This window comes from Pseudomonas viridiflava (genome assembly GCF_900602065.1).
Lineage (GTDB): Bacteria > Pseudomonadota > Gammaproteobacteria > Pseudomonadales > Pseudomonadaceae > Aquipseudomonas.
In genome coordinates this window covers 139,821-162,203 of record NZ_UWFN01000328.1, presented here as the reverse complement: position 1 = coordinate 162,203, position 22,383 = coordinate 139,821, and the positions used below count along the sequence as shown (strand labels likewise).

Below are 22,383 nucleotides of genomic sequence, written 5' to 3'. Positions count from 1 at the left end.
CATGGATGATCGCGTAGTGCGTCCGCCGCTAATGCCCGGACGCTGAACTTCACCAGAAGTCGAGTCGTCACCATGAGTAGCAATGCCGAGTACTCCACTGTCAATGACAGCGTGCGGGAGAAGTTCTTCTCCCGCGTCTGGAAACTGATCACCCCTTACTGGCGCAGCGAAGAAAAGCGCCTGGCCTGGGTTCTTTTGATTGCCGTGATAGTCCTTTCGCTGTTCAGCGTGGCCATTTCCGTGGTGCTCAACAGTTGGTATCGGGACTTCTATAACGCGCTGGAAAATAAAGACCTCGCGGCCTTCACGCAGTCGATTCTGTATTTCTGCGGCATCGCCACCGTCGGGATTCTCGGTGCTGTATATCGCCTGTATCTGACGCAAATGCTCACGATTCGCTGGCGGCGCTGGCTCACCGAGCAACATTTCACCAAATGGCTGAGCCATAAAAGCTATTACCAGCTGGAGCAGAACGGTTACACCGATAACCCTGACCAGCGTTTGTCCGATGACCTTAACCAATTCACCAGCAACACGTTGAGCCTTGGGCTGGGCTTGATGAAGACGGTGGTCAGTCTGGTGTCCTTTTCGATCATTTTGTGGGGTGTCTCCGGCAGCATCGAAGTGCTCGGCGTCACGATCCCGGGCTACATGTTCTGGGCTGCGTTTCTCTACGCGGTGGTGGGCAGTTGGCTCACGCACGTGATCGGTCGCCGGTTGATTCCGTTGAGCAACCAGCAGGAGCGTTATGAAGCTGACCTGCGTTTCTCACTGGTTCGCGTGCGGGAAAATGCCGAGAGCATCGCGTTGTCTGATGGCGAGCCCAACGAGAACCAGCGCCTGAGTTCACGCTTCGGCATGGTCTGGAGCAACTTCTGGTCGATGATGCGCGTGCAAAAGCGCCTGACGTTCTTTACAGCGGGTTACTCACAGATTGCAATCATCTTCGCCTTTGTCGTGGCCGCACCGCGCTACTTTGCCGGCAAGATCGAGTTGGGCGAACTCATGCAAATCAACTCCGCCTTCGGCAGCGTTCAAGAGAACTTCAGCTGGTTCATCGACGCCTACGCCACGCTCGCGTCGTGGCGTGCGACATGTGATCGTCTGCTCAGCTTTCGGCAGGCCCTGGATCAGAATGAAGCTCATGTTTCAGCCATTGAAATCAGCCATGCCGGTGACTCGCTGAGTCTGGCCGGGCTGGCGCTGCAACTGGGCGCAAGCCGTCAGTTGCTGAATAACACCAGTCTGAAAGTTGGAGCCGGTGAGCGGGTCATGGTGGGCGGCCGCTCCGGCAGTGGCAAAAGTACCTTGCTGCGGGCACTGGGTGGGTTATGGCAGGACGGCAAAGGCCATATTCAGCTTCCCGCTGAACGCTATCTGTTCCTGCCGCAGAGACCTTATCTGCCCATTGGCACCTTGCGCGAGGCCATGAGTTATCCACAGGCTGTGGAAGTTTACCCGGCAGAGCGCTTCGCGCAGGTGCTGAAGACTTGTCGGCTGGAGCATCTCGTGTCGCGCCTTGATGAGAGTAATCACTGGCAACGCATGTTGTCTCCAGGTGAGCAGCAGCGGGTGGCCTTTGCTCGTGCGCTGTTGTTCAAGCCTCGCTGGCTCTATATGGATGAAGCCACGTCGGCCATGGACGAAGAGGACGAGGCTTTGCTGTATCAGGCGCTGATTGATGAGTTACCAGATGTAACTCTGATCAGCATCGGCCATCGCAGCAGCCTGAAGCGTTTTCACAGGCGGCTGCTGCGTATAGAGGGCGGAGATTTGCGCGAACAGCCGCATTCTCTGCCTGTTGTATGATCGGTTCGTACTATTCAGTCGTTTTTACGAATGTGATCGTATAACCCGGTGAGCTATCATCACTTCTTTCATTGCTTGAGATTGACGTTGGATATGGAAAATCAAAGCGCACTGCCTCGCGCACGCCGCAAGCACCGCAGCCTTGCGCAAGAGCTGGTTACTGAGCTGTCCGAGCGGATTCGCAGCGGGCTGCTCAAGCGTGGCGACAAGTTGCCCACTGAATCGGCCATCATGGAAGAGCAGGGCGTCAGCCGCACGGTGGTGCGTGAAGCCATTTCGCGTCTCCAGGCCTCCGGCCTGGTAGAAACCCGTCACGGTATCGGCACTTTTGTGCTGGATACGCCAAGCCCCAGTGGTTTCCGTATCGACCCAGCCACCATTGTCACCTTGCGTGATGTGCTGGCGATTCTCGAGTTGCGTATCAGCCTGGAGGTTGAATCGGCCGGGCTGGCGGCGCAGCGACGTACCGATGAGCAATTGCTGGCGATGCGTCAGGCGCTGGACGCCTTGAATGAAAGTGCTTTGCATGCAACTGATGCAGTTGGTTCGGATTTCCAGTTCCACCTGCAAATTGCATTGTCGACAGGCAACCGCTATTTCACTGACATCATGACCCACCTGGGTACCAGCATCATCCCTCGTACCCGCCTGAACTCGGCGCGCCTTGCTCATGACGATCAGCAGCATTACATGAACCGTCTGAGCCGCGAGCACGAAGAAATCTATGATGCCATCGCCCGCCAGGACTCCGACGCCGCCCGCGCCGCGATGCGCCTGCACCTGACCAACAGCCGCGAACGCCTGCGCCATGCCCATGAAGAGGCAGAATCGCAAAGAGCTTGATTGAGTACCGCTGGATGGCGCGCCTCAATACCTGTGGGAGCAGAGCTTGCTCGCGATAAGGCTGGATGCGGTTTATTTCAGATCGCATCCAGCCATATCGCGGGCAAGCACCGCTCCCACATATAAATACCGCGCCGAGCCTTCTATCCGGGCTTATTTGCCCCAGTGATCATACGACCTTAGTCTATTCAATTTCCCGCCAAGGCCCATTCTTCCGGGGCCTGCGCTACCATCTGCTACCGCTCACGGAAAAAACCGAAAATCCCTGTTGAGTGATTTTATTATCAGTTGTACGATGACTTACGACATCGGCAGACGACCGGTGATCCATTCACAATAAATGCTCCCAGGGTGTTCGAATAATGAATCCACAAGAACTGAAGTCCATCCTTTCCCACGGTCTGCTGTCCTTCCCGGTTACCGACTTCAATGCGCAGGGCGACTTCCATCGCGCTGGCTACGTTAAACGTCTTGAGTGGCTGGCCCCGTACGGCGCAAGCGCTCTGTTCGCTGCCGGCGGTACAGGTGAGTTCTTCTCCCTGGCAGCCAGCGAATACTCCGAAGTAATCAAAACCGCGGTCGATACCTGCGCTACCAGCGTGCCGATCCTGGCTGGCGTCGGCGGTTCGACCCGTCAAGCCATCGAATACGCTCAAGAAGCAGAGCGTCTGGGCGCCAAAGGCCTGCTGCTGCTGCCGCACTACCTGACTGAAGCCAGCCAGGACGGCGTTGCTGCCCACGTTGAAGCCGTTTGTAAGTCGGTGAAAATCGGCGTGGTGGTTTACAACCGTAACGTCTGCCGCCTGACTGCCCCGCTGCTGGAGCAACTGGCTGAGCGCTGCCCTAACCTGATCGGCTACAAAGACGGCCTGGGTGATATCGAACTGATGGTTTCGATCCGCCGTCGTCTGGGCGATCGCTTCTCGTACCTGGGTGGTTTGCCGACCGCTGAAGTCTATGCTGCTGCCTACAAAGCGCTGGGCGTTCCGGTTTACTCTTCGGCAGTTTTCAACTTCGTACCGAAGCTGGCGATGGATTTCTACCACGCTATCGCCAAAGACGATCACGTTGCCGTTGGCAAATACATCGACGATTTCTTCCTGCCATACCTGGACATCCGTAACCGTAAATCCGGTTACGCCGTCAGCATCGTCAAGGCGGGTGCGAAAATCGCCGGCTACGACGCAGGTCCAGTGCGTACACCACTGACTGACCTGACTGCCGAAGAGTACGAAATGCTCGCCGCGCTGATGGACAAGCAAGGTAAGCAGTAACACACCACGGAAACAAAGCCGCTGAGCGATCAGCGGCTTTGTGCCATGGGCGGTTTGCCAGCAACACAAGGCTGATGAAGTCTGCATCGGCTTGTAAGGAAGCGCATTAACTGTGGGTGGGGAGCGTCGTACACACGACTATTTCCAAGGGGCCGGCAGGCGCAAGCAGCGTAAAAAAATAGATTTACCCGCGTAAAAAAAATAATTAGTGGGAGTTCACACACATGCAACAGTCCAAGCCGACTCACGTCCGCTATTTGATCCTGCTCATGCTTTTTCTGGTGACCACGATCAACTACGCCGACCGCGCCACCATCGCTATCGCGGGCTCCAGCCTGCAAAAAGACCTTGGTATCGACGCCGTCACTCTCGGGTACATCTTCTCTGCTTTCGGCTGGGCCTACGTGGCTGGTCAGATTCCAGGCGGCTGGCTGCTCGACCGTTTCGGTTCCAAGAAAATCTACGCATTAAGCATCTTCACCTGGTCGCTGTTCACCTTGCTGCAAGGCTATGTAGGTGAATTCGGCGTCGGCTCTGCCGTCGTTGTGCTGTTCATGCTGCGTTTCATGGTCGGTCTGGCCGAAGCGCCTTCCTTCCCTGGCAACGCGCGTATCGTGGCAGCCTGGTTCCCGACCGCTGAACGCGGCACAGCATCTGCCATCTTCAACTCCGCGCAATACTTCGCCACCGTACTGTTCGCTCCGCTCATGGGCTGGATCGTCTACAAGTTCGGCTGGCAGCATGTGTTCGTCGTGATGGGTGCCATTGGTATCGTGTTCTCGGCGATCTGGATGAAAGTCATCTACAGCCCGCGCCAGCACCCGCGCATCAACAAGGAAGAGTTTGATCACATCGCCAACAACGGCGGCATGGTCGACATGGATCAAGACCAGGGCAAAGGTAAAGGCAAGAGCGGCGGCCCTAAATGGGACTACATCCGTCAGTTGCTGACCAACCGCATGATGCTCGGTATCTATCTGAGCCAGTACTGCATCAACGGCATCACCTACTTCTTCCTGACCTGGTTCCCGGTGTACCTGGTTCAAGAACGTGGCATGACCATCCTCAAGGCGGGCATCATTGCGTCCCTGCCAGCGATCTGTGGTTTTATCGGTGGTGTCTTGGGCGGTGTGATTTCCGACTACCTGCTGCGCAAAGGCCACTCGCTGACCTTCGCTCGCAAGGCTCCGATCATCGGCGGCTTACTGCTGTCGACGTCTATCGTTGCCTGTAACTACGTTGATATCGAATGGATGGTCGTTGGCTTCATGGCCCTGGCATTCTTCGGTAAAGGTGTAGGCGCGCTGGGCTGGGCTGTTATGTCCGACGCTTCGCCAAAGCAGATCGCCGGTTTGAGCGGTGGCCTGTTCAACACCTTCGGTAACATCGCTTCGATCACTACCCCTATCGTGATTGGTTACATCATCAGCTCCACGGGCTCGTTCAAATGGGCTCTGGTGTTCGTGGGTGCCAACGCCGTGGTAGCGGTGTTCAGCTATATCTTTATTGTTGGCGAGATCAAACGCGTTGAACTGAAAGAGCCTCCAACCAAGGGGCCACTGACTGGCGAAGACGCCAGCGAACTTTCTCAAGCTAAATCCTGAGGAAACCGTGATGAACCTGATTCAACATGCCGACTCCCCGCGTTACATCCGGCTGCATGAGCTGGATAACGTGGTGGTAGTAGTTAACGATCAAGGTGTGCCTGCCGGTACTGAATTTGATAATGGTCTGGTGACCGTCGATAACGTTCCGCAGAGCCACAAGGTCAATACCGTCGATATCGCTGAAGGCGAGCCGATCATTCGTTACGGGCACACCATTGGGTATGCCCTGCAGCCGATTCCACGGGGCAGTTGGGTCAGGGAAGATCAACTGCGTATGCCATCGGCACCGGCTCTGGACAGCCTGCCGATGTCAGACGCAGTGCCGGAAAGAGGCGCACCGCTGGAAGGTTTTACCTTCGAAGGTTATCGCAACGCCGACGGTACCGTCGGCACGCGCAACATTCTGGGCATTACCACCACTGTGCAATGCGTGACCGGGGTGCTTGACCATGCGGTCAAGCGCATCCGCGAAGAGCTGTTGCCCAAGTACCCCCACGTCGATGACGTGGTGGCACTTACTCATACTTACGGTTGTGGTGTGGCTATTACCGCAACTGACGCTTACATCCCGATCCGTACCGTGCGTAACCTTGCGCGTAACCCGAACCTGGGTGGCGAAGCGCTGGTGATCGGTCTGGGCTGCGAAAAACTGCAGGCCGGGCAAGTCATGCATGAAGACGACCTGTCCGTCGATCTCAGTGATCAGTGGATGTATCGCCTGCAGGACTCCAGCCATGGCTTCAATGAAATGATCGAGCAGATCATGGAGTTGGCCGAAGTGCGCTTGAAGAAGCTGGATCTGCGTCGCCGTGAAACCGTACCTGCCTCGGAGTTGATTCTGGGCATGCAGTGCGGCGGCAGCGATGCGTTTTCGGGCATTACCGCCAATCCGGCGCTGGGTTATGCCTCGGACTTGCTGCTGCGCGCAGGCGCAACGGTAATGTTCTCGGAAGTGACCGAAGTGCGCGACGCCATCTACTTGCTCACCTCCCGCGCGGAGACGCAGGAAGTGGCCGAGGAACTGGTTCGGGAAATGGACTGGTACGACCGTTACCTGGCAAAAGGCGAGGCAGATCGTAGCGCCAACACCACGCCGGGCAACAAGAAGGGCGGGCTGTCGAACATTGTCGAGAAGTCCCTGGGATCGATCGTCAAATCCGGCAACAGCGCTATCAATGGCGTGCTTGGCCCTGGCGAGCGTTTCAAGCGCAAAGGCCTGATTTTCTGCGCAACACCGGCCAGCGACTTTGTCTGCGGCACCTTGCAGCTGGCAGCCGGGATGAACCTGCATGTGTTCACCACCGGACGTGGCACGCCTTATGGCCTGGCAATGTCACCTGTGGTCAAGGTGTCGACCCGTACAGAACTGGCGCAGCGCTGGCCTGACCTGATCGACATCGATGCTGGCCGTATCGCAACCGGCCGTGCTTCGATCGAGGACCTGGGCTGGGAGCTGTTCCACTTCTACCTGGACGTGGCCAGCGGCAAGAAAAAGACCTGGACCGAGCATTATCGTTTGCACAACGACATCACCCTGTTCAACCCGGCGCCGATTACCTGATATCAGCGCTGTCTTTGCTGTGGGAGCCGGGCTTGCCCGCGATAAGGGTAACTCGGTCTCGCATGAATCGCGTCGTCCTTATCGCGGGCAAGCCCGGCTCCCACAAGGAACTGTGCCTGCCTCGCGAAAGCGAGCTTGGATAAATCCTCCCCGCTAGGTTCAAGCCCCCAGCCCGGCGGCGACGAGATTAGCCACTGGTCATCTTTGCTTCAAGACCCTCTGAACTTACTTCTTCCCCTCGCTCTCACTTGTTAGGTCCGGGTATTTCTGCCCGCTTTGCTTTCATGCCTGCAAGGAGAGAAAAATGCGTGCACTGACTTATCACGGCGCTCACGATGTTCGAGTCGATACCGTTCCTGATCCGGTCATTGAAGAAGTCGATGACGTTTTGCTGAAAGTCACCGCAACGGCCATTTGTGGTTCGGATCTGCACTTGTATCGCGGCAAGATCCCTGCAACAGAGTCGGGCGATATTTTCGGCCATGAATTTATGGGCATCGTCGAAGAAGTCGGCTCTCAGGTGACAACGGTCAAGCCTGGCGACCGGGTTGTGATCCCATTCGTAATTGCCTGTGGCAGTTGTTTCTTCTGCCAGCTGGATCAGTTCGCAGCGTGCGAAACCACGAACACCGGGCGTGGCGCGATCCTCAACAAGAAGTCCATTCCACCGGGGGCGGCATTGTTCGGTTTCAGCCATTTGTACGGCGGCATTCCGGGCGGGCAGGCTGAGTATGTGCGGGTGCCCAAAGGCAATACCGGCCCATTCAAAGTGCCGGGCACGCTCGCCGATGAAAAGGTGCTGTTCCTTTCCGACATCCTCCCTACTGCCTGGCAAGCGGTGCTCAACAGCGGTGTAGGTCAGGGTTCGAGTCTGGCAATCTACGGGGCTGGGCCGGTAGGTCTGCTCAGTGCAGCGTGTGCGCGAATGCTCGGCGTGGAGAAAATCTTCATGGTCGATCACCACCCATACCGCCTGAGCTACGCGCAAAGTACATACGGCGTGATCCCGATCAACTTCGACGAGGACGATGATCCGGCTGATACCATCATCCAGCAGACGCGTGGCATGCGCGGCGTGGATGGAGTGATCGACGCGGTCGGGTTCGAGGCCAAAGGCAGCACCACCGAAACCATTCTGGCAACGTTGAAACTGGAAGGCAGTAGCGGCAAGGCTTTGCGTCAGTGCATCGCTTCGGTACGTCGGGGCGGTGTCGTGAGCGTGCCGGGCGTTTACGCCGGTTTTATCCATGGCTTCCTGTTCGGCGACGCGTTCGATAAAGGCCTGACGTTCAAGATGGGCCAGACCCACGTGCAGCGCTATCTGCCTGAACTGCTGGAGCACATCGAAAGTGGCGCGCTGGAACCAGAGGCGATAATTACCCATCGCATGTCGCTGGAAAATGCCGCCGAGGGCTACACACTGTTTGACAAGAAGCAGGAGGAGTGCCGCAAGGTGATTCTGGTGCCGGGGCTTGATGGTCGGCAGGGCGATTGATTCTGCGGGGGATTCTCTGTTTGCCTAGATGCTGAAGTGGGGCCGGCTGGGCGGCCTCACGCTTTAGCCGGGAAGAGGCCGCAACAGATAATGACTCGTCAGAAATACCGCTTTCCCGGCTGAAGCCGGTCCCACAATGTCCCCACAATCGTGAGGTTCATCACATCTGTGTGAGCAAGGTGTATATACCTCAGGAATACTTCGCCGAATGGTGCGGGTAATCCACGAGACGGGCACCGATCACCATTTCGCTGATCCAGTTAGTCAGCATCGAGCTGTAGATGCTCTGGCTAAGATCACTGCTCAGCGCATGGTCCGCGCCATCCACCAGGCGATAGGTGAGGGAGTGGGCCAGCTCGAATGCGCCGCGATAGCTCATCAGCGTTGCGTGCGGCACGTAGTCATCCTGCTCGGACTCGATCAGTAGCACGTCACCCTGAAACTCTTTGCAGGCCGCCAGCGCCCGGTTGTCTGCGGCGGTCACGGCTGAGCGGCGATAGTGAGCGAGCTTGTCGCGGTCCAGCTCTTGTTTGGGCATCTGCCAATCGGCGTCCCAGTACAGCGCAGGCACCCGCAAGGCGAGCCATTTGACGGGACGCATGGAACTGAGGATGGTTGCCAGATAGCCGCCGTAACTGCTGCCGATGACGGCAATGGCTTCGCTGTCGACCGCCGGGTGGCTGACCAGTCGGTCGTAGGCCGCGAGCAAGTCGGCCAGGCTTTGCTCTCGCGATACCTTGCCGCGCATTTCATGGGTGCGCTCATGCCCGCGCAAATCGAAGGTCAGGCAGACACATCCCAGGCCGGTGATGTTCTTGGCTCGCGCCAGGTCTCGTTGCTGGCTGCCGCCCCAGCCGTGGACGAACAGAATGCCGGGGATTTTTGCGCCGGGGGTCAGAATTGTCCCGGAAATCGATTGGCCATCGACGGCAATCTCAATGCTTTCACTGCTCACACTCATAAGGTTTGACCTTTGTGAATTTGCTGATGAAACCAACGTCTGGGTCGTCGCCTTCGTAAAGTACGCTGGCATCCGCCGGGATCGTGGTCTCGCCATAGATTTCGTGAGTCGACGCACAGATGCGTTGCAACGCCGGGTCTGCAGCAAAGGCGAGAAGCGCCTCTACTTCGGCAGGGCTCGCACCGCCAATTCGCCAGGACTGTTCGAGCACACCCGAGCAGCGCTCGCCCTTGGCATTGGTGCCTTGTGCGATGTCGTAGTTGCGCCGAGAGGCGATGAAGTCCGGGAAGTGCTCAAGGGCGGCATTTTCGTAATGCATGGCCTGGCTGACAGCGCGGCGGACCGGCTCCTCAAGCTCCAGCGCAAGCAACGCGTCATAACCGCCGCGCACCACCCACAGCGTAGAACCGCCGTAGACCGTCTCGCCGTTGTTGTCTTCGGTCAGGCATTGGGTGCCGTGATAACTGGCGGTGATCCCGGCGACCTGAACCTGGCCCACGCTCAGCGTGATGACGTCAGTGAGATCTTCCTCAATCACCAGGCCCCACGTTGCGACCTCTTCCATGTCTTGCTCGGCGAGAGCGGCGTCGAGCTCACCTTGATCGGTGGCAACGATTTGCCCGCGTCCTGCGGTTGCCAGCACCGGCTTGATCCGCGCAGAGCCGTTGGCCAGAACCAGTTTGCCTGCGCGCATCGCGTCCGCTTCATTGAAGACGGTAAAGCCTGCGAGAACCGAGTCGGCGGCCTCCTCATGAATCTGCCGTGACCAGCCTGGCGGCTGCGCCGTGGCATCGTCCAGCAGCGGGTGGGAGATGGCTTTGGTGGCCATGAAAGGCTCGGCAATCAAACCACCGAACAGATCATCGGCAGACTGAATATTCAGCGCGCTGTTTTCCTGCTTGCCAATCAACGTGTCAGACGGGATGTAGTAAAGGTTCATGCCCTTGTGAATGGCGCTGTCGTACAGACCGAGAAACTCGCAGCCTAATAGTGTCGCGATTTTCTCTGCCAGTTTTTGATGGACAACCACTTCGTGGGTCGCGAGTTTTTTATGGGTGGGCAGGAGAACTACTGCAGCTTTTTCAGTGCTCGTTCCGGATCCGCTCATGGACGACTCCCTGTGTAGGCCAATGCCTCGCTACGAGATTTTATGTGTCGGCTTCATGAACTCTGAATCGCTGTGGCGCCCGAGAGTTCCCGGCGGCGGACCACCGGAACCTGATCAAAGCTCGCTTTTGGGTGTTGCTCCCAGCGATTCGCTATCGCCAATGGCGCTGTATTCCTTACGCAGCGCCCGAAGCTCTTTATGGTCCAGCTTGTCCAGGCTCAGCAGTGCGTTCTGTGCGTCCTTGGTCACACGCAGCAACTCATCAATCTTGATGTGCAGCACATCGTTGTCGCGGTTCTGGGTGTTCTGGATCAGGAATACCATCAGGAACGTGATGATGGTGGTGGAGGTGTTGATGATCAGTTGCCAGGTGTCGTTGTAATGAAACCAGGGACCGGAAATGGCCCACAGGCAGATCAGGGCAATGGCCGCGATGAATGTTCGTGCGCTTCCAGCCCACTTGGAGAGACCTTGGGCAAATCGGGAAAACTTCATGCTGTGCAGCCTTTCATGGATTCTGTTCATTAGAGACCACACATGAATCCTGAAATTTCTTCTTACAAATACTTTCATCCAGACCGACGGCGAAAACTTCATCTACAGTGAAATTGTTTTGCAACGCTGAAGTGTTTACATCCCCTCATCAAGTGAGTGACAGGAGAGATGTTATGCCGATGATCGCGAGATGGGCCCTGCAAGGGATCGCACTGTTCCTGTTTGCCTGGATGGCGGCGATGGCAGGGCAGTGGAGCAGCAAAATTATGGATGGCACTCGCTCGGACCGGCTTGCGATAGTGGCTGAAGGTGCGCTGATAAGCGAAAAAACGGTTGTCAGCAATGAGGCTGCAAGCAACGTTCAGTAGATTTGCTATTGGGACTTCCATAGCTCCTCTAGCGTGCAAAGCCTTGTTCTCTAAGGTGTTAAATCCAAAGCGGGACGCAAGCTTTGTGGGAGCGAATTCATTCGCGAAGAGGTCGTTACATCCGCTGAAGATTTGCTGCCTGCTGAGAAGTCTTCGCGAATGAATTCGCTCCCACGGGACGGTGATATTGGCTCGCTTTCGGTTGCAACTCCAAATCGCAGGCAAAAAAAGACCCGCTACGAGGCGGGTCAGGAGATTCAACAGGAGTGACGCTAGGTTAAAAGCGATCCCGTGAAAATCATGTGAAAAGGATGTCGCAGAAACGAAAAGCCCGGCAATTAGCCGGGCTCTTTATTTTCCGGGTCATAACTTGATCATTAGCGCGCATGTGCCGCCGCTTGTTTAACCGAAGTAGCACTGAACTGTCCCGGCAATGTATGAGGGGCATTAATGCGTGATGTCATTTTGTTAGCAAATTCACGTGCTTCGTCCAGGCTGCGACATTTAACCGGGTAATTGTCCAGCTTCACGACCCAATTGGCGCCGTGAGTCCCTTCTTCTATTTGGATAAGCATAAGCAAGCATCTCCATCAGTGAGGTGAACGAAACGCCGATCAACGGCGGCTGAAAACGTCGGGAAAATCCTGCACCGAAAATGGCAAATGAGCTACACAAAAATTACCAAACCGATGAACGTAACGTGCCCGTATTTATTGACCAAAACGCCCTTTGTTCAAACGACAAAAACGCCGCTCTGCGTGTTGCAGTAGCGGCGTTTTAGTATCAGATTTAACGAGATGCTTAGTTCAAGTGTGCCTTCAACTCAGTACCGGCCTGACGCATCGCGGCTTGTACTTGCGGAATCTGGCTGAGCGGGTTGAGCAGGCCGTAGTCGTGGATCATGCCGTTGTAACGCACGGTGGTTACAGCAACACCGGCAGCATCCAGTTTACGGGCGTAGGCCTCGCCTTCATCACGCAACACATCGGCACCTGCGGTCTGTACCAGCGCTGGCGGCAGGCCGCGCAGTTGCTCGATTGTCGCTTTGAGTGGCGAAGCGTGGATCTGCGCACGCTCTGTAGCGCTGGTGGTGTAGTTGTCCCAGAACCACTTCATCATGCCTTTGGTCAGGAAGTGACCTTCAGCAAATTCGTTGTACGAACCGGTCTCGAAGTTCGAGTCGGTCACCGGCCACAGCAACAGCTGGAAGCGCAGTTTCGGGGTGTTCTGTTCCTTGGCCATCAAGCTGACCACGGCTGCCATGTTGCCGCCGACGCTGTTACCGGCCACCGCCAGACGCGAACCATCGACGCCGATTTCCTTACCGTGCTCAGCCACCCATTTAGTCGCGGCGTAAGCCTGATTGATTGCAGTCGGGTAGTGCGCTTCGGGAGACGGCGTGTAGTTGACGTACACCGCTACCGCGCCGGAGTTGACCACCAGATCATGGATCAGGCGTTCGTGAGTGGCGAAGTCGCCCAGTACCCAACCGCCACCATGGAAGAACATGAACACCGGCAGATCACCTTTGACATTGGCCGGGCGGACGATTTTCAGATCGATCGATTCGCCTGCCACTTTGATGCTGCGGTCGCTGACTTGCACACCCGACAGATCAACTTTTACCGATTGCTGTGCGCCGGTGAGCACGGCGCGTGCCTCTTTGGGGCTCAACTGTTCAAGCGGTTTGCCACCACCTGCGGCCAGGGCGTTGAGGAAGCCTTGGGTCTGGTGCTCGATGTACGGGGTGTCGGCTGCGAAAGCGGTGTTGATAGACAGAGCGAGTACGGTCAGTGCAGTGGCTTTCTTGATGATGTTCATGGCAATGGTCCTTTGAATGCTTAATGGTCAGAAGTCGTTCGAATGTTGATCAGGCAATAGCCAGTGTTTTGCGGCTACGGGCATCCAGGCTGAAAGCGCCTGCGCCGTTCGCAGCGATCTGCAGCAGGCCACCGGCGATGGCGATATTTTTCAGGAAGTTGATCAACTGGCCCTGATCAGCAAAGTTGTTGTGGAAGACCACTGCGGTAACCACGGTGAAGCCAGCCATCAGCAGCGCAATCAGGCGCGCCTTGTAGCCCAGCACCAGAGCGATGGCGAAGCCGATTTCAACGATCAGTGCCGCGATGAACGCCAGGTCCGGAAAAGGCATGCCGCTGGCGGCGATGTAGCCCTTGGTGGCGGCCGGTGCGGCCAGCTTGCCGAAGCCGCTGAACAGAAACAAAGAGGCGAGCAGTGCGCGGCCAGCCAGAGAAGTGAAAGCTGCTTGAGTGTTGGTGTTCATGGTTGTTGCTCCAAAGTCGAATCAGTCAGATTTGTGTGCTGGGGTCTGTGTCAGCACCATGGAGCGAATAGTAGAGATGCAGCGAGATGTGATAAATCGGCTGTAAACGGTTTTACTGTCAACTAAGACGGGACAATTGTGAGGTGTGTTTTTGTGGGGGCAGAGCTTGTTCGCGATGAGGCTGGACGCGATCTGAAGTGAACCGCGTCCAGCCTCATCGCAGAGCAAGCTCTGCTCCTACACATCTCGGTAGGCCTCACCGCTGCAAATCCTCCGAGATCATGCCGAAACCGACTGATATCCGGAGTAAAGGTCGTTTGGTATTGCCCTTGCATCGGATCAAGAATGAGTCAGGTTTTTTCGTGTTCAGTTCGGGCGGGGATTAAGTCGAGATGGATCAGTTGCGTGAACAGTGTTTGTGGGAGCAAGTCACGACTCGTCAGATTCAACCTGTTGCCCTGAGTGAGTCGCTCAAGGTCGATGTGTGCGTGATCGGCGGCGGTATCACTGGCTTGTCCGCCGCACTGCATCTACTGGAAAGCGGCAAGTCTGTCGCGCTGCTCGAAGCCACGCGTATTGGCACTGGTGGCTCGGGGCGCAACGTCGGGCTGGTCAATGCCGGTAGCTGGATTGCACCTGATGACGCTGCTGCGATTCTCGGCCCGGGCGTAGGCGAAAAATTCAATACGGTCATGGGCCTGGCGCCCGCGCTGGTCTTTGACCTGATCGAAAAATACGGCATCGATTGCCAGGCGCGTCACGACGGTACGTTGCACATGGCGCACAACGCCAATGGCGCCAAAGACATCGAAGCGCGTCACGATCAATGGAAGCGCCGTGGTGCCGATGTCGAGTTGCTGACCGGCGCAAAGTGCCGTGAGTACTGCGGCACCGATAAAATCCCGACTGCGTTGCTCGACCGGCGTGCCGGCACGATTAACCCGATGGCTTATACCGTTGGCCTGGCAGAGACCGTGCTCAAGCTTGGCGGGCGGATCTTCCAGACCTCGCCCGTGCAAGCCGTTACTCGTGAAGGCTCGGCATGGATCGTCAGCACCGTCGGTGGTGCGGTCACGGCTGATAAGGTCGTGGTCTCCACCGGTGCCTATACCGAGGGCGAGTGGGCCGGTATCAAACAGAATTTCTTCAAGGGCTATTACTACAACGTCGCGTCCGAGCCGTTGACCTCAAGCGCCGCGGATGAAGTGCTCAAGCACGGTCAGGGCTCCTGGGACACGCGCATGGTGCTGAGCAGTATTCGGCGTGATGACGAGGGGCGTCTGATCCTCGGCAGCATGGGCAAGATGAACAACAAACCTGACTGGTTCATCCGCAGTTGGGCGGACCGCATTCAGGGCCATTACTTCCCGCAACTGGGCAACGTCCAATGGGAGATGCACTGGACGGGCTGCATCGACTTCACCCCTGATCACATGGTCAAACTCTTCGAGCCTGCGCCAGGGCTGGTTGCGGCTAATGGCTACAACGGTCGCGGCAACACCACGGGGACGGTCATGGGCAAAGCCTTCGCGGACTTTCTGGTCAAGGATGACCCGAGCGTGCTGCCCATCCCGTTCGCGCCAGCCCATGAGCTGAAAAGCGCAGGCGTGCGCGCGCTGGCCTATGAAACCGGCTTCAACCTGTATCATGCGGGGCAGTGTTTGCGGGTGATTCTTTAAGGCCGGAGTAGCGGTTCTGTAGGCGCGAATTATTCGCGAAAGGGCCATTACATCCGATACATTTTCGATCCTTCGCGAATAAATTCGCTCCCACAGGTTCTCCATCGACTTCAGGACTTCCCTATGCCTACCGACTGGCACAGCAACGCCATCACCCGCGCCACCCCTGTCGACAAGACCTACAAGAACACCCAGAACGTGCGGCGTTTCATGCTTGAGCAGTGCGGTGCGGCCTTCAAGTTTGATCGGGATTTCATGGCCTGGATTCGCAACGAAACCCCCAAGACCATGGGCGATGTTGCCGATGAGTGGCACCGTCGGCAGGGCTGATCAGTCCGCCCGGAAGCCCCAGACAATTTCCACCACCCGCACCGCCACAATCAAATACAGCAGGCAAAAGAACACCTGCAGCAGGACGTGGTAGCGCAGTTTGGCCAGCCGATGCAGACCGTCGCTGATGTTCATCAACATCAGCACGGTGGATACCACGATCAGCCCCAGCCCCGTCATCTGCGATCCCCATAACCCCATGAAAACCTGGTGATTACCGTTCAGGGCGCTGCTGCCTGCGGCAAATAGCAATGCGCAGACCAGCAGGTTTTTGACGTTGTCGAACACCTTGGTATTCAGATCGTGGTCCAGCAGATCCAGATACCGCCTCCATAACTTGCTCATGTTTCGTCACCTTTGCTTAAGCAGCAGACGGGGAACGCTTGAGCAAGGATAGGTCGTCAGACACCACATCACTCCCTGATCGATAACGGATTTCTGTAGGAGCTGACGAGCAGCGCGAGGCTGCGATGGTGGCGTGTCAGACAGACCGCTATCGCAGCCTCGCGCTGCTCGTCAGCTCCTACAGGGCAACAGGGCAACGTGTACGAATCACGCCAGCGGCGCGATCCCCAGCGCTTGCGAGCACTCCAGCAATGAGCGGCGCTGGGTGTCGGCGTAGAGCTTGAGTTCGTTGATGGTGCTGCGCCCCAGTGCGCGTTCGAAGTCCTGCTGATTCGAACTGGTGCCGTAATGGGATTGCGCGTCGTCGCCCAGGTTGGACTGGAAAATCCCCGCCGCGCTAACGGGCAGGAAATCCTCATACACCAGCGGCTCGAAGTGTATGTAACCCGCCTCGATCAACTGCTCAAGGTCGGCGCTCTGCTGTACGCCCGCGCCCATCGCAGCACCTTTCTCGGTAGCGAAGTAGCGGAAGTACGCCAGATCCTGCGCACGCATCTGTTCGTAGCTGTCCGGGAACGCCGTGAAAGTTTTCCCCAGCAGTTCCGCATAGCGCACCGCGTTGCCTTCGTTGGGGAATTCACCCAGCGCGTCCCGGGCCTCGTTCAGCAATTGGTCGTACAGCTCGCGGCCTTTAGGCGTCAGCGCTGCGCCACGTTGTTCTATCTCACCGAAGCGGGCCGAGTGGCTGCCTGCTTCAGTGGCGGATTGACCGACAAACGTAATGGCCTCTTCCAGCGCCTTGAAACTGGTCTGGCGCAGCAGAATAGGGCACTCGCGACGCGGCGGACCTTCCACCACGGCCTTGGGCGTGATGCCTTTTTTCGGCATGCCGTCCTGCACCGTGTCGATGTCCAGTGTGCGTGGCGTCAGGTGATTGATGTGCGGGCCTCGAAACGCCACGACGTCAGCAATCAGTCGATGTTGGGCGTTGAGCTGTTTGTACTGCTCCAGGCTAACGGTTGCAGTGCTGTGCCAGCGGAACGTTTCCAGCGCCTGCTCAACGAAGTCCTGTGCATCGGCTTCAGTCAGGCCGCCGTCCAGTTCCGATTTTTCAATCAGCTGCAGTGCGCGATGGGTGAAGATGTTGCGCTTGCTCAGCACCTGGCTGGCGAAATCCCGCAGCTCGGCATTGTCGATCAGCTCCAGGCGCAGCAGCGACGTGAACACCCGAAACGGGCTGACTTGCAGGGCGTGTTCATGCACGGCGCGAAAAGCCGTGGAATGCACGGGCACGCCGGCAGGCGTCAGGTCGTAGTAGCCCACGGGCTCCATGCCCATGACCGCAAACAGGCGGCTTAGTGTGGCCAGTTCGGTCGCGGTGCCGACGCGGATTGCGCCATGACGCTCCATGTCCAACCGCTGGATTTCGCCGGTCTGCTTCAAGCTCTGCGCAACCTGGGCGTTGCGCGTCAGCACGCCTTCATTGGTCTCTGCGACCAGGTCCATCAACGTCCCGTAGAGCGGCACTTCGGTTTTGTACATGTCCGACATCGCGCGGGAAAAACGGGCGCGGATCTCGTCACGGTTAGCGAAGCTTGAAGCTGTCATTGCGGGGATTCTCCACCTCAGGGGTCATTGAAATCTGTGCCTGGTCCCATCCTGTGGGAGCGAATTCATTCGCGAAGGGGCCGGTACATTCGATAGCCAGGTTTTGTCTGTATAAAAGTCTTCGCGAATAAATTCGCTCCCACGGGGCTGGTGTCAGTTCACACGTTATTCCAACCCAGCCAGACACCGCTCAAAAATATTCAGCCCTTCGCGCAACACTTCAGGCTCAATCGTCAGCGGTGCCAGCAAGCGGATGATGTGCCGCGACTTGCCACTGGGCATCAGCAACAGCCCCGCGTTACGAGCCGCTTCCAGCAATTGTGCCAACTGCTGCGTGCCGGGTGCGCCGTCGGCGGTGATCAATTCGATACCGCGCATGGCGCCAACGCCCGTCAGCCGTCCAAGATACGGCGACAATTTGTTGGCCTGCCATGCTTCGTAACGGCTGACGATCATGTTTTCCTGCATCTCGCCCCAGGCCGACAGGTTCTCGTCGTTCAACTGATCGAGGCTGGCGATACCCGCCGCGCAGGCAATCGGGTTGCCGGAATACGTACCGCCAAGGCCACCTTTAGGCAGCGTATCCATCAGTGCCCGACGCCCGACCACCGCGCCCATCGGGATGCCGCCCGCAATGCTTTTGCCCAACAAGATCAAGTCGGGCTCGATGCCCAGCCTCGTAAAAGCAAAGCGCTGCCCGGTACGGCCGAAGCCTGACTGGATTTCATCAGCGATCAGCAGGATGCCCTTGTCGTCACAGAACCTGCGCAACGCCTGAGCAAAGTCGGGCTGCATGGCCAGAAAGCCACCTTCACCCTGAACCGCTTCGAAGATGAAACAGGCCACATCGTTGACGTCGATTTCAACGCTGTACAGCCGGTCAAGCGCCTTGAGCGCCTGCCCGGTAGTGACGTCGTTGTCCTTGCTCGGATAGGGGATGTGAAACACCGGGCCAGGCAACACGCCGACTTTCTGCTTGTATGGCGCGACTTTGCCATTGAGGTTCAGCGTGGCCAGCGTGCGCCCATGAAAACCGCCATCAAAGGCGATAACCGCAGTTTTACCCGTGGCACCGCGCACGATCTTCAGCGCGTTTTCGGCCGCTTCAGCACCGCTGTTGGTGAGCATGCCGCTCAGCGGGTAAGACACCGGGACAAACTTCTCCAGCTTGTCCATGAATTTGACGTAGGGCTCATGAGGCACGGCGTTGAAGCAGTAGTGCGTGAGCCGGGTGGCCTGATCCTGAATGGCGGCCACCACCTGAGCATTGGTGTGCCCTAGATTGAGCACGCCAATGCCGCCAACAAAGTCGATGTAGCGCTTGTTGTCGGTGTCCCATACTTCGGCGTTTTTACCGTGGGAGAGCGTCAGAGGATGAACATGAGAAATCGACTGACTGATGTTTTCGCGACTCATTATCAATGTCTGCCCGGAGAGATTGCGCCTATATAAGCGAGTAAAGCCAATCACTCACAAGCGAAATAAACTCGCGGCGTTATTCCAATAATTCGGGAAGTGTTGAGGGGTTGCGTCACTGACACGACGCCATCGGGCGGCAAACGACAAACCTGTGGGACCGGATTCATCCGGGAAGAGGCCAGTACATTCAATACATCTGCATCGTCAGGAATGCCGCCTTCCCGGATGAATCCGGTCCCACAAGTCCTTCGTCTGCAGTGCCATGGCGGTTATCAACGATTTAAATCAAATCCACACATCATTAACCGCCGTCCGGTCGCTCTCCTCGTGCCCGGTATTCAATACCCCGCGCGGTTCGATCAGCAGCAGTTTCACTTCCTGTTCGGCATAGGGTTTGTGCTCGATGCCTTTGCCAACGACATACATCTCACCAGCCGCCACCGTGACAAACCCGTCACGAAAATCGATGCGCAATTCGCCTTCCAGAATAATGAACGTCTCATCGGTATCGGCATGGGAGTGCCAGATAAAGTCGCCCTGGATCTTCACCACTTTGAACTGATAGTCGTTCATTTCTGCCACGACTTTCGGCGTCCATTGCTCATTGAACAGCGCATATTTAGCGGCGAAGTTAACCGGGGTGTAGGGCGGGGCAGAACAGGTGCTGGTCATGGTCGGTGCTCACGGTTGATTGAGAGACCACAACCTTAGCGAGCCACACATAACCCGTATTGCATGATCGTGCAGCTTTGGCGGGCGCTGTCAGCTACGGCCGAGCATCTTCAGCCAGCGGGCGGGCGAGATGCCAAACGCCTGGCTGTACTGGCGCGTCATGTGGCTCTGATCGAAAAAACCACAGGCCAGTGCAGCCTCACTCAACGGATGGCCTGCAACCAGCAAACGACGCACTTCGGCCAGTCGGCGCTGGGTGATGTAGCGGTAAGGACTGGTGCCGTACAAGGCACGAAAATCCCGCGACAGACTCCAGCGATCACGGCCGCTGGCCTGCACCAGATCGTCCAGCGTAATGACCTGATCCAGCGCGTCATGAATGTAAATCCGCGCCCGCTCTGCCGCTGCATAGTCCAGCGCTCGCCGACCACGCTTATTGCCCGCAGCCACATCCAGCGCCTGCGCCAGGTCGTAAATGGCGTCCTCTTCTTCAAGTGGATCAAGCGCGTTATCCATGCTTTGCAGCAAAGCACTGGTGGCTGCAAACAGACGCGGATCGCTGGACAAACCACCCGTTACAAAGGGCAACGACTTGCCGCCCAACACCTGCTGAATCAGTGAGGGTTCGATGTAGAACATCCGGTAATGAAAGCCTGCATCGGTCCCGGCCTCACCGTCATGGACTTCATCCGGGTGCAAAACCATCGTGCCGCCGGCCAGGCTGTGGCGGTAATCGTTGCGGTAATGAAAACTCTGCACTCCGGCCAGCGTGCGCCCTATCGCATAGGTGTCATGCCGATGAGGCGTGTAGCCGTGCCCGCCGAAGTAAGCCTCGATCCGCTCCATCTTCCGCGACTGCGGCGCGCGCACCAGCCAGTCGCGTTTGTTGTGTGTGGCCATGGAGGTTTGCACCCGAGGGTTTCGATGGGCACACGATAGCTAAAAACAGGGCAGGGGTAAAAATTCAGACGGACAAAGCAGACTTCATGGGGCATGAATGGGTGGCAGCTGTATGAGGGTTAGTCGACCGATCACAGAAAATCGGCGCACTCGAAAGTGCCCCGCATACAGCCGCCATTAAGCAGGCTACTGAGTCCCTGCTACGGGACGCTTGAGATTTTCTGTGAGGTCAGGCGACTAAACCCGGTCGCTGACTAACAGCGACGGCGGGAGGTTAGAGAGGTGACCCCCTGTAAACAAGCCCGCGGACGGCGTTGGCAGAGATCGAGACCGATCCTACAAGCCTCCCGCTGATGGATGATGCGTACAGGTAACGTATGATTGCCGTCTTATCGAAATCACCCAAGGACCCAGCCATGCCGACGTTGAGCAAACGCGATCAGGCCCGCATCGAGCGTCGCCTGGCGTCTACCCTGACCGAAGCATGTGAAACCGCAAAAGCGGAAATAGTCGGGTTCTCCTGGCTGACCCACGAAGTGGATTACGCGGCATTCCCTGCCAGCCTGCGCGTGGTGTGGATCTTCGATACACAAGCGCAAAAAGATCAGGCCCTCGCCACTGGCCTGCGTGAGCGCATGGTTGAGTTGACTGCCCAGGCATTGGAAGACGCAGAAATCGTCGTTGCCGACGTGAGCAAACGGGTGCAATTCGACAGCGAAGAGCAATGCCAGCGCGCCAACGGCGGCAACTGGCAACAACGCCTGGCTCGGGGCTGAAACATGGCCAAGGACATTGAGAATCCGTGTACCTCTGTTTGCCAGTTGAGTGGCGACTTATGTGTGAGCTGCGGCCGCAACAAAGAAGACATCCGCAAATGGCGGCGCATGAACCGTCCCGAGAAAATGGCCGCCGTGCAGCGCGCCAGTCAGCGGCTCAAAAGCCTGAATAAAAAGAAAGGCTAAGCGCGCTCGGTCAGGCGGTGTGAAAGCCGCTGCCCTCTGCAATACTTCTGGAAAATCGTCACCCGACCTGCCACCAGGAAAAATCATGAAAACAAAAAGCCTGATGTTCTTGTGTCTGTTCAGTGTGCTCGCAGCTTTGCAGGCAAACGCCGCTGATAAATCCTGTGCTGAGGCCATTGGCGACAAGCGCTCGGCATTGCTCGTGAAGCAATGCATCAGCGTATCGCCCGCGACCCGACCGCCGTGCAACGCGGCCAACAGCTGCGAAATGATCAACAGCGAAGTCGAACGCGGCTGCGGTATGTTGAGCGACGACGCCAGCGCGCCGGACTTCTGCACGTTCGCGCTCACAAAACCCGAAACCTTCCAGGGCGCCTTAATTTCCGGCAGCGGAATCGAGGACCACACTGTCACCGTGCTGCTCAACGACGGCCGCCGTTTCACCGCCTATTGCGACGGCAAATGCGGCTCGTGGTTTATCGCCGAAGACGAAGGGGAGGCCACCTTGCTGCCCAATATCGTGGGCCGCAACGTCAAAGTCACCGTGGCGAGTGAACCCAACAAAGACCGAATCGCCGGGCCTGCAGAAGACGAGAAGCTGGTCTTTGTGAAGAAGATTGAGTTGGTTAAGTAACAGGCCGACTTCTGACGTGTAGGAGCGCG

General features: G+C 57.2%; 23 protein-coding genes. 12 read left to right on the top strand and 11 right to left on the bottom strand.

The features are described from left to right. Positions 1 to 72 precede the first annotated feature (72 nt). The 6 genes from EE949_RS25095 (at position 73) to EE949_RS25070 (ending at position 8,589) form a co-directional block, all read left to right on the top strand. On the top strand, positions 73 to 1,809 hold the full coding sequence (locus EE949_RS25095) for an ABC transporter ATP-binding protein/permease (RefSeq protein WP_122666768.1): 1,737 nt from the start codon (positions 73 to 75) through the stop codon (positions 1,807 to 1,809). Positions 1,810 to 1,902: 93 nt separating this feature from the next. Beyond that, positions 1,903 to 2,652 carry a FadR/GntR family transcriptional regulator gene (locus EE949_RS25090; RefSeq protein ID WP_122666767.1) on the top strand — a complete coding sequence of 250 codons (750 nt, stop codon included), beginning with the start codon at positions 1,903 to 1,905 and terminating at the stop codon, positions 2,650 to 2,652. A 362-nt stretch (positions 2,653 to 3,014) separates the two neighbouring features. Beyond that, positions 3,015 to 3,926: a 5-dehydro-4-deoxyglucarate dehydratase gene (gene kdgD, locus EE949_RS25085; protein ID WP_027901126.1), complete on the top strand. Its 912-nt coding sequence runs from the start codon at positions 3,015 to 3,017 to the stop codon at positions 3,924 to 3,926. 224 nt (positions 3,927 to 4,150) lie between these two features. Beyond that, a complete protein-coding gene (locus tag EE949_RS25080; RefSeq protein WP_122666766.1) occupies positions 4,151 to 5,530 on the top strand; it encodes an MFS transporter in 1,380 nt (459 codons plus the stop codon). Positions 5,531 to 5,540: 10 nt separating this feature from the next. Beyond that, positions 5,541 to 7,094, top strand: a complete 1,554-nt coding sequence (gene garD / locus EE949_RS25075; RefSeq protein ID WP_122666765.1) for a galactarate dehydratase — start codon at positions 5,541 to 5,543, stop codon at positions 7,092 to 7,094. 304 nt (positions 7,095 to 7,398) lie between these two features. Next, positions 7,399 to 8,589, top strand: a complete 1,191-nt coding sequence (locus EE949_RS25070; RefSeq protein ID WP_122666764.1) for a zinc-dependent alcohol dehydrogenase — start codon at positions 7,399 to 7,401, stop codon at positions 8,587 to 8,589. Between the two features lie 190 nt (positions 8,590 to 8,779). Here EE949_RS25070 and EE949_RS25065 read toward each other — a convergent pair whose 3' ends face one another. From EE949_RS25065 to EE949_RS25055, 3 genes are all read right to left on the bottom strand, one after another. Beyond that, positions 8,780 to 9,550, bottom strand: a complete 771-nt coding sequence (locus tag EE949_RS25065; protein WP_122666763.1) for an alpha/beta hydrolase family protein — start codon at positions 9,548 to 9,550, stop codon at positions 8,780 to 8,782. Then, complete coding sequence (locus tag EE949_RS25060; RefSeq protein ID WP_122666762.1) at positions 9,534 to 10,658, bottom strand: DUF3182 family protein; 1,125 nt, start codon at positions 10,656 to 10,658, stop codon at positions 9,534 to 9,536. The genes EE949_RS25065 and EE949_RS25060 overlap by 17 nt, the downstream gene beginning before the upstream one ends. A gap of 114 nt (positions 10,659 to 10,772) precedes the next feature. Further along, positions 10,773 to 11,153 carry a low affinity iron permease family protein gene (locus tag EE949_RS25055; protein WP_122666761.1) on the bottom strand — a complete coding sequence of 127 codons (381 nt, stop codon included), beginning with the start codon at positions 11,151 to 11,153 and terminating at the stop codon, positions 10,773 to 10,775. 173 nt (positions 11,154 to 11,326) lie between these two features. Between EE949_RS25055 and EE949_RS25050 the strand changes: the two genes are divergently transcribed. Then, on the top strand, positions 11,327 to 11,521 hold the full coding sequence (locus tag EE949_RS25050; protein ID WP_122666760.1) for a hypothetical protein: 195 nt from the start codon (positions 11,327 to 11,329) through the stop codon (positions 11,519 to 11,521). 377 nt (positions 11,522 to 11,898) lie between these two features. On the opposite strand, the gene EE949_RS25045 is transcribed toward EE949_RS25050, so the two are convergent. The 3 genes from EE949_RS25045 to EE949_RS25035 form a co-directional block, all read right to left on the bottom strand. Beyond that, positions 11,899 to 12,096 carry a hypothetical protein gene (locus tag EE949_RS25045; RefSeq protein ID WP_122666759.1) on the bottom strand — a complete coding sequence of 66 codons (198 nt, stop codon included), beginning with the start codon at positions 12,094 to 12,096 and terminating at the stop codon, positions 11,899 to 11,901. Between the two features lie 226 nt (positions 12,097 to 12,322). Continuing rightward, a complete protein-coding gene (locus EE949_RS25040) occupies positions 12,323 to 13,342 on the bottom strand; it encodes an alpha/beta hydrolase (protein ID WP_122666758.1) in 1,020 nt (339 codons plus the stop codon). A 49-nt stretch (positions 13,343 to 13,391) separates the two neighbouring features. Then, positions 13,392 to 13,805: a DoxX family protein gene (locus EE949_RS25035; RefSeq protein ID WP_122666757.1), complete on the bottom strand. Its 414-nt coding sequence runs from the start codon at positions 13,803 to 13,805 to the stop codon at positions 13,392 to 13,394. 392 nt (positions 13,806 to 14,197) lie between these two features. Between EE949_RS25035 and amaA the strand changes: the two genes are divergently transcribed. Beyond that, positions 14,198 to 15,484 (top strand): L-pipecolate oxidase, encoded by a 1,287-nt coding sequence (amaA, locus tag EE949_RS25030; protein ID WP_122666756.1) that lies wholly within the window; start codon positions 14,198 to 14,200, stop codon positions 15,482 to 15,484. 123 nt (positions 15,485 to 15,607) lie between these two features. Next, a complete protein-coding gene (locus EE949_RS25025) occupies positions 15,608 to 15,814 on the top strand; it encodes a DUF6434 domain-containing protein (protein WP_122666755.1) in 207 nt (68 codons plus the stop codon). Here the strand turns inward: EE949_RS25025 and EE949_RS25020 are convergent, their stop codons facing one another. From EE949_RS25020 to EE949_RS25000, 5 genes are all read right to left on the bottom strand, one after another. Next, positions 15,815 to 16,159 (bottom strand): hypothetical protein, encoded by a 345-nt coding sequence (locus tag EE949_RS25020; protein ID WP_122666754.1) that lies wholly within the window; start codon positions 16,157 to 16,159, stop codon positions 15,815 to 15,817. It lies immediately after the preceding gene. Between the two features lie 207 nt (positions 16,160 to 16,366). Then, positions 16,367 to 17,767 carry a 2-oxoadipate dioxygenase/decarboxylase HglS gene (gene hglS / locus EE949_RS25015; protein ID WP_122666753.1) on the bottom strand — a complete coding sequence of 467 codons (1,401 nt, stop codon included), beginning with the start codon at positions 17,765 to 17,767 and terminating at the stop codon, positions 16,367 to 16,369. Between the two features lie 165 nt (positions 17,768 to 17,932). Next, positions 17,933 to 19,183 (bottom strand): 2-aminoadipate transaminase, encoded by a 1,251-nt coding sequence (locus EE949_RS25010; RefSeq protein ID WP_122666752.1) that lies wholly within the window; start codon positions 19,181 to 19,183, stop codon positions 17,933 to 17,935. Positions 19,184 to 19,471: 288 nt separating this feature from the next. Next, positions 19,472 to 19,858 carry a cupin domain-containing protein gene (locus tag EE949_RS25005; RefSeq protein WP_122666751.1) on the bottom strand — a complete coding sequence of 129 codons (387 nt, stop codon included), beginning with the start codon at positions 19,856 to 19,858 and terminating at the stop codon, positions 19,472 to 19,474. Between the two features lie 90 nt (positions 19,859 to 19,948). Then, positions 19,949 to 20,758 carry an AraC family transcriptional regulator gene (locus EE949_RS25000; protein ID WP_122666750.1) on the bottom strand — a complete coding sequence of 270 codons (810 nt, stop codon included), beginning with the start codon at positions 20,756 to 20,758 and terminating at the stop codon, positions 19,949 to 19,951. 416 nt (positions 20,759 to 21,174) lie between these two features. On the opposite strand from EE949_RS25000, the gene EE949_RS24995 reads away from it, so the two are divergent. Genes EE949_RS24995 through EE949_RS24985 form a run of 3 tightly spaced genes read left to right on the top strand, consistent with a single transcriptional unit; the run spans position 21,175 to position 22,354 of the window. Continuing rightward, positions 21,175 to 21,534, top strand: coding sequence for a hypothetical protein (locus EE949_RS24995; RefSeq protein WP_122666749.1), 360 nt, complete (start codon positions 21,175 to 21,177; stop codon positions 21,532 to 21,534). A 3-nt stretch (positions 21,535 to 21,537) separates the two neighbouring features. Next, entirely contained in the window at positions 21,538 to 21,720 is a 183-nt protein-coding gene (locus EE949_RS24990; protein WP_027901417.1) for a DUF1289 domain-containing protein, read from the top strand. A 19-nt stretch (positions 21,721 to 21,739) separates the two neighbouring features. Beyond that, the gene (locus EE949_RS24985; RefSeq protein ID WP_162873993.1) at positions 21,740 to 22,354 is read left to right on the top strand and encodes a hypothetical protein; all 615 of its coding nucleotides are present in this window, start codon (positions 21,740 to 21,742) and stop codon (positions 22,352 to 22,354) included. Positions 22,355 to 22,383 lie beyond the last annotated feature (29 nt).

Bases quoted from the DNA above. Each gene is read 5' to 3' on its own strand.
- EE949_RS24990 (WP_027901417.1), top strand. From the start codon at position 21,538: ATGGCCAAGGACATTGAGAATCCGTGTACCTCTGTTTGCCAGTTGAGT.
- EE949_RS25005 (WP_122666751.1), bottom strand. From the start codon at position 19,858: ATGACCAGCACCTGTTCTGCCCCGCCCTACACCCCGGTTAACTTCGCC.
- EE949_RS25020 (WP_122666754.1), bottom strand. From the start codon at position 16,159: ATGAGCAAGTTATGGAGGCGGTATCTGGATCTGCTGGACCACGATCTG.
- EE949_RS25095 (WP_122666768.1), top strand. From the start codon at position 73: ATGAGTAGCAATGCCGAGTACTCCACTGTCAATGACAGCGTGCGGGAG.
- garD (WP_122666765.1), top strand. From the start codon at position 5,541: ATGAACCTGATTCAACATGCCGACTCCCCGCGTTACATCCGGCTGCAT.
- EE949_RS25080 (WP_122666766.1), top strand. From the start codon at position 4,151: ATGCAACAGTCCAAGCCGACTCACGTCCGCTATTTGATCCTGCTCATG.
- hglS (WP_122666753.1), bottom strand. From the start codon at position 17,767: ATGACAGCTTCAAGCTTCGCTAACCGTGACGAGATCCGCGCCCGTTTT.
- kdgD (WP_027901126.1), top strand. From the start codon at position 3,015: ATGAATCCACAAGAACTGAAGTCCATCCTTTCCCACGGTCTGCTGTCC.
- EE949_RS25060 (WP_122666762.1), bottom strand. From the start codon at position 10,658: ATGAGCGGATCCGGAACGAGCACTGAAAAAGCTGCAGTAGTTCTCCTG.
- EE949_RS25055 (WP_122666761.1), bottom strand. From the start codon at position 11,153: ATGAAGTTTTCCCGATTTGCCCAAGGTCTCTCCAAGTGGGCTGGAAGC.
- EE949_RS25040 (WP_122666758.1), bottom strand. From the start codon at position 13,342: ATGAACATCATCAAGAAAGCCACTGCACTGACCGTACTCGCTCTGTCT.
- EE949_RS25090 (WP_122666767.1), top strand. From the start codon at position 1,903: ATGGAAAATCAAAGCGCACTGCCTCGCGCACGCCGCAAGCACCGCAGC.
- EE949_RS25025 (WP_122666755.1), top strand. From the start codon at position 15,608: ATGCCTACCGACTGGCACAGCAACGCCATCACCCGCGCCACCCCTGTC.
- EE949_RS25000 (WP_122666750.1), bottom strand. From the start codon at position 20,758: ATGGCCACACACAACAAACGCGACTGGCTGGTGCGCGCGCCGCAGTCG.
- amaA (WP_122666756.1), top strand. From the start codon at position 14,198: ATGGATCAGTTGCGTGAACAGTGTTTGTGGGAGCAAGTCACGACTCGT.
- EE949_RS25050 (WP_122666760.1), top strand. From the start codon at position 11,327: ATGCCGATGATCGCGAGATGGGCCCTGCAAGGGATCGCACTGTTCCTG.
- EE949_RS25035 (WP_122666757.1), bottom strand. From the start codon at position 13,805: ATGAACACCAACACTCAAGCAGCTTTCACTTCTCTGGCTGGCCGCGCA.
- EE949_RS25010 (WP_122666752.1), bottom strand. From the start codon at position 19,183: ATGAGTCGCGAAAACATCAGTCAGTCGATTTCTCATGTTCATCCTCTG.
- EE949_RS25065 (WP_122666763.1), bottom strand. From the start codon at position 9,550: ATGAGTGTGAGCAGTGAAAGCATTGAGATTGCCGTCGATGGCCAATCG.
- EE949_RS25045 (WP_122666759.1), bottom strand. From the start codon at position 12,096: ATGCTTATCCAAATAGAAGAAGGGACTCACGGCGCCAATTGGGTCGTG.
- EE949_RS25070 (WP_122666764.1), top strand. From the start codon at position 7,399: ATGCGTGCACTGACTTATCACGGCGCTCACGATGTTCGAGTCGATACC.
- EE949_RS24995 (WP_122666749.1), top strand. From the start codon at position 21,175: ATGCCGACGTTGAGCAAACGCGATCAGGCCCGCATCGAGCGTCGCCTG.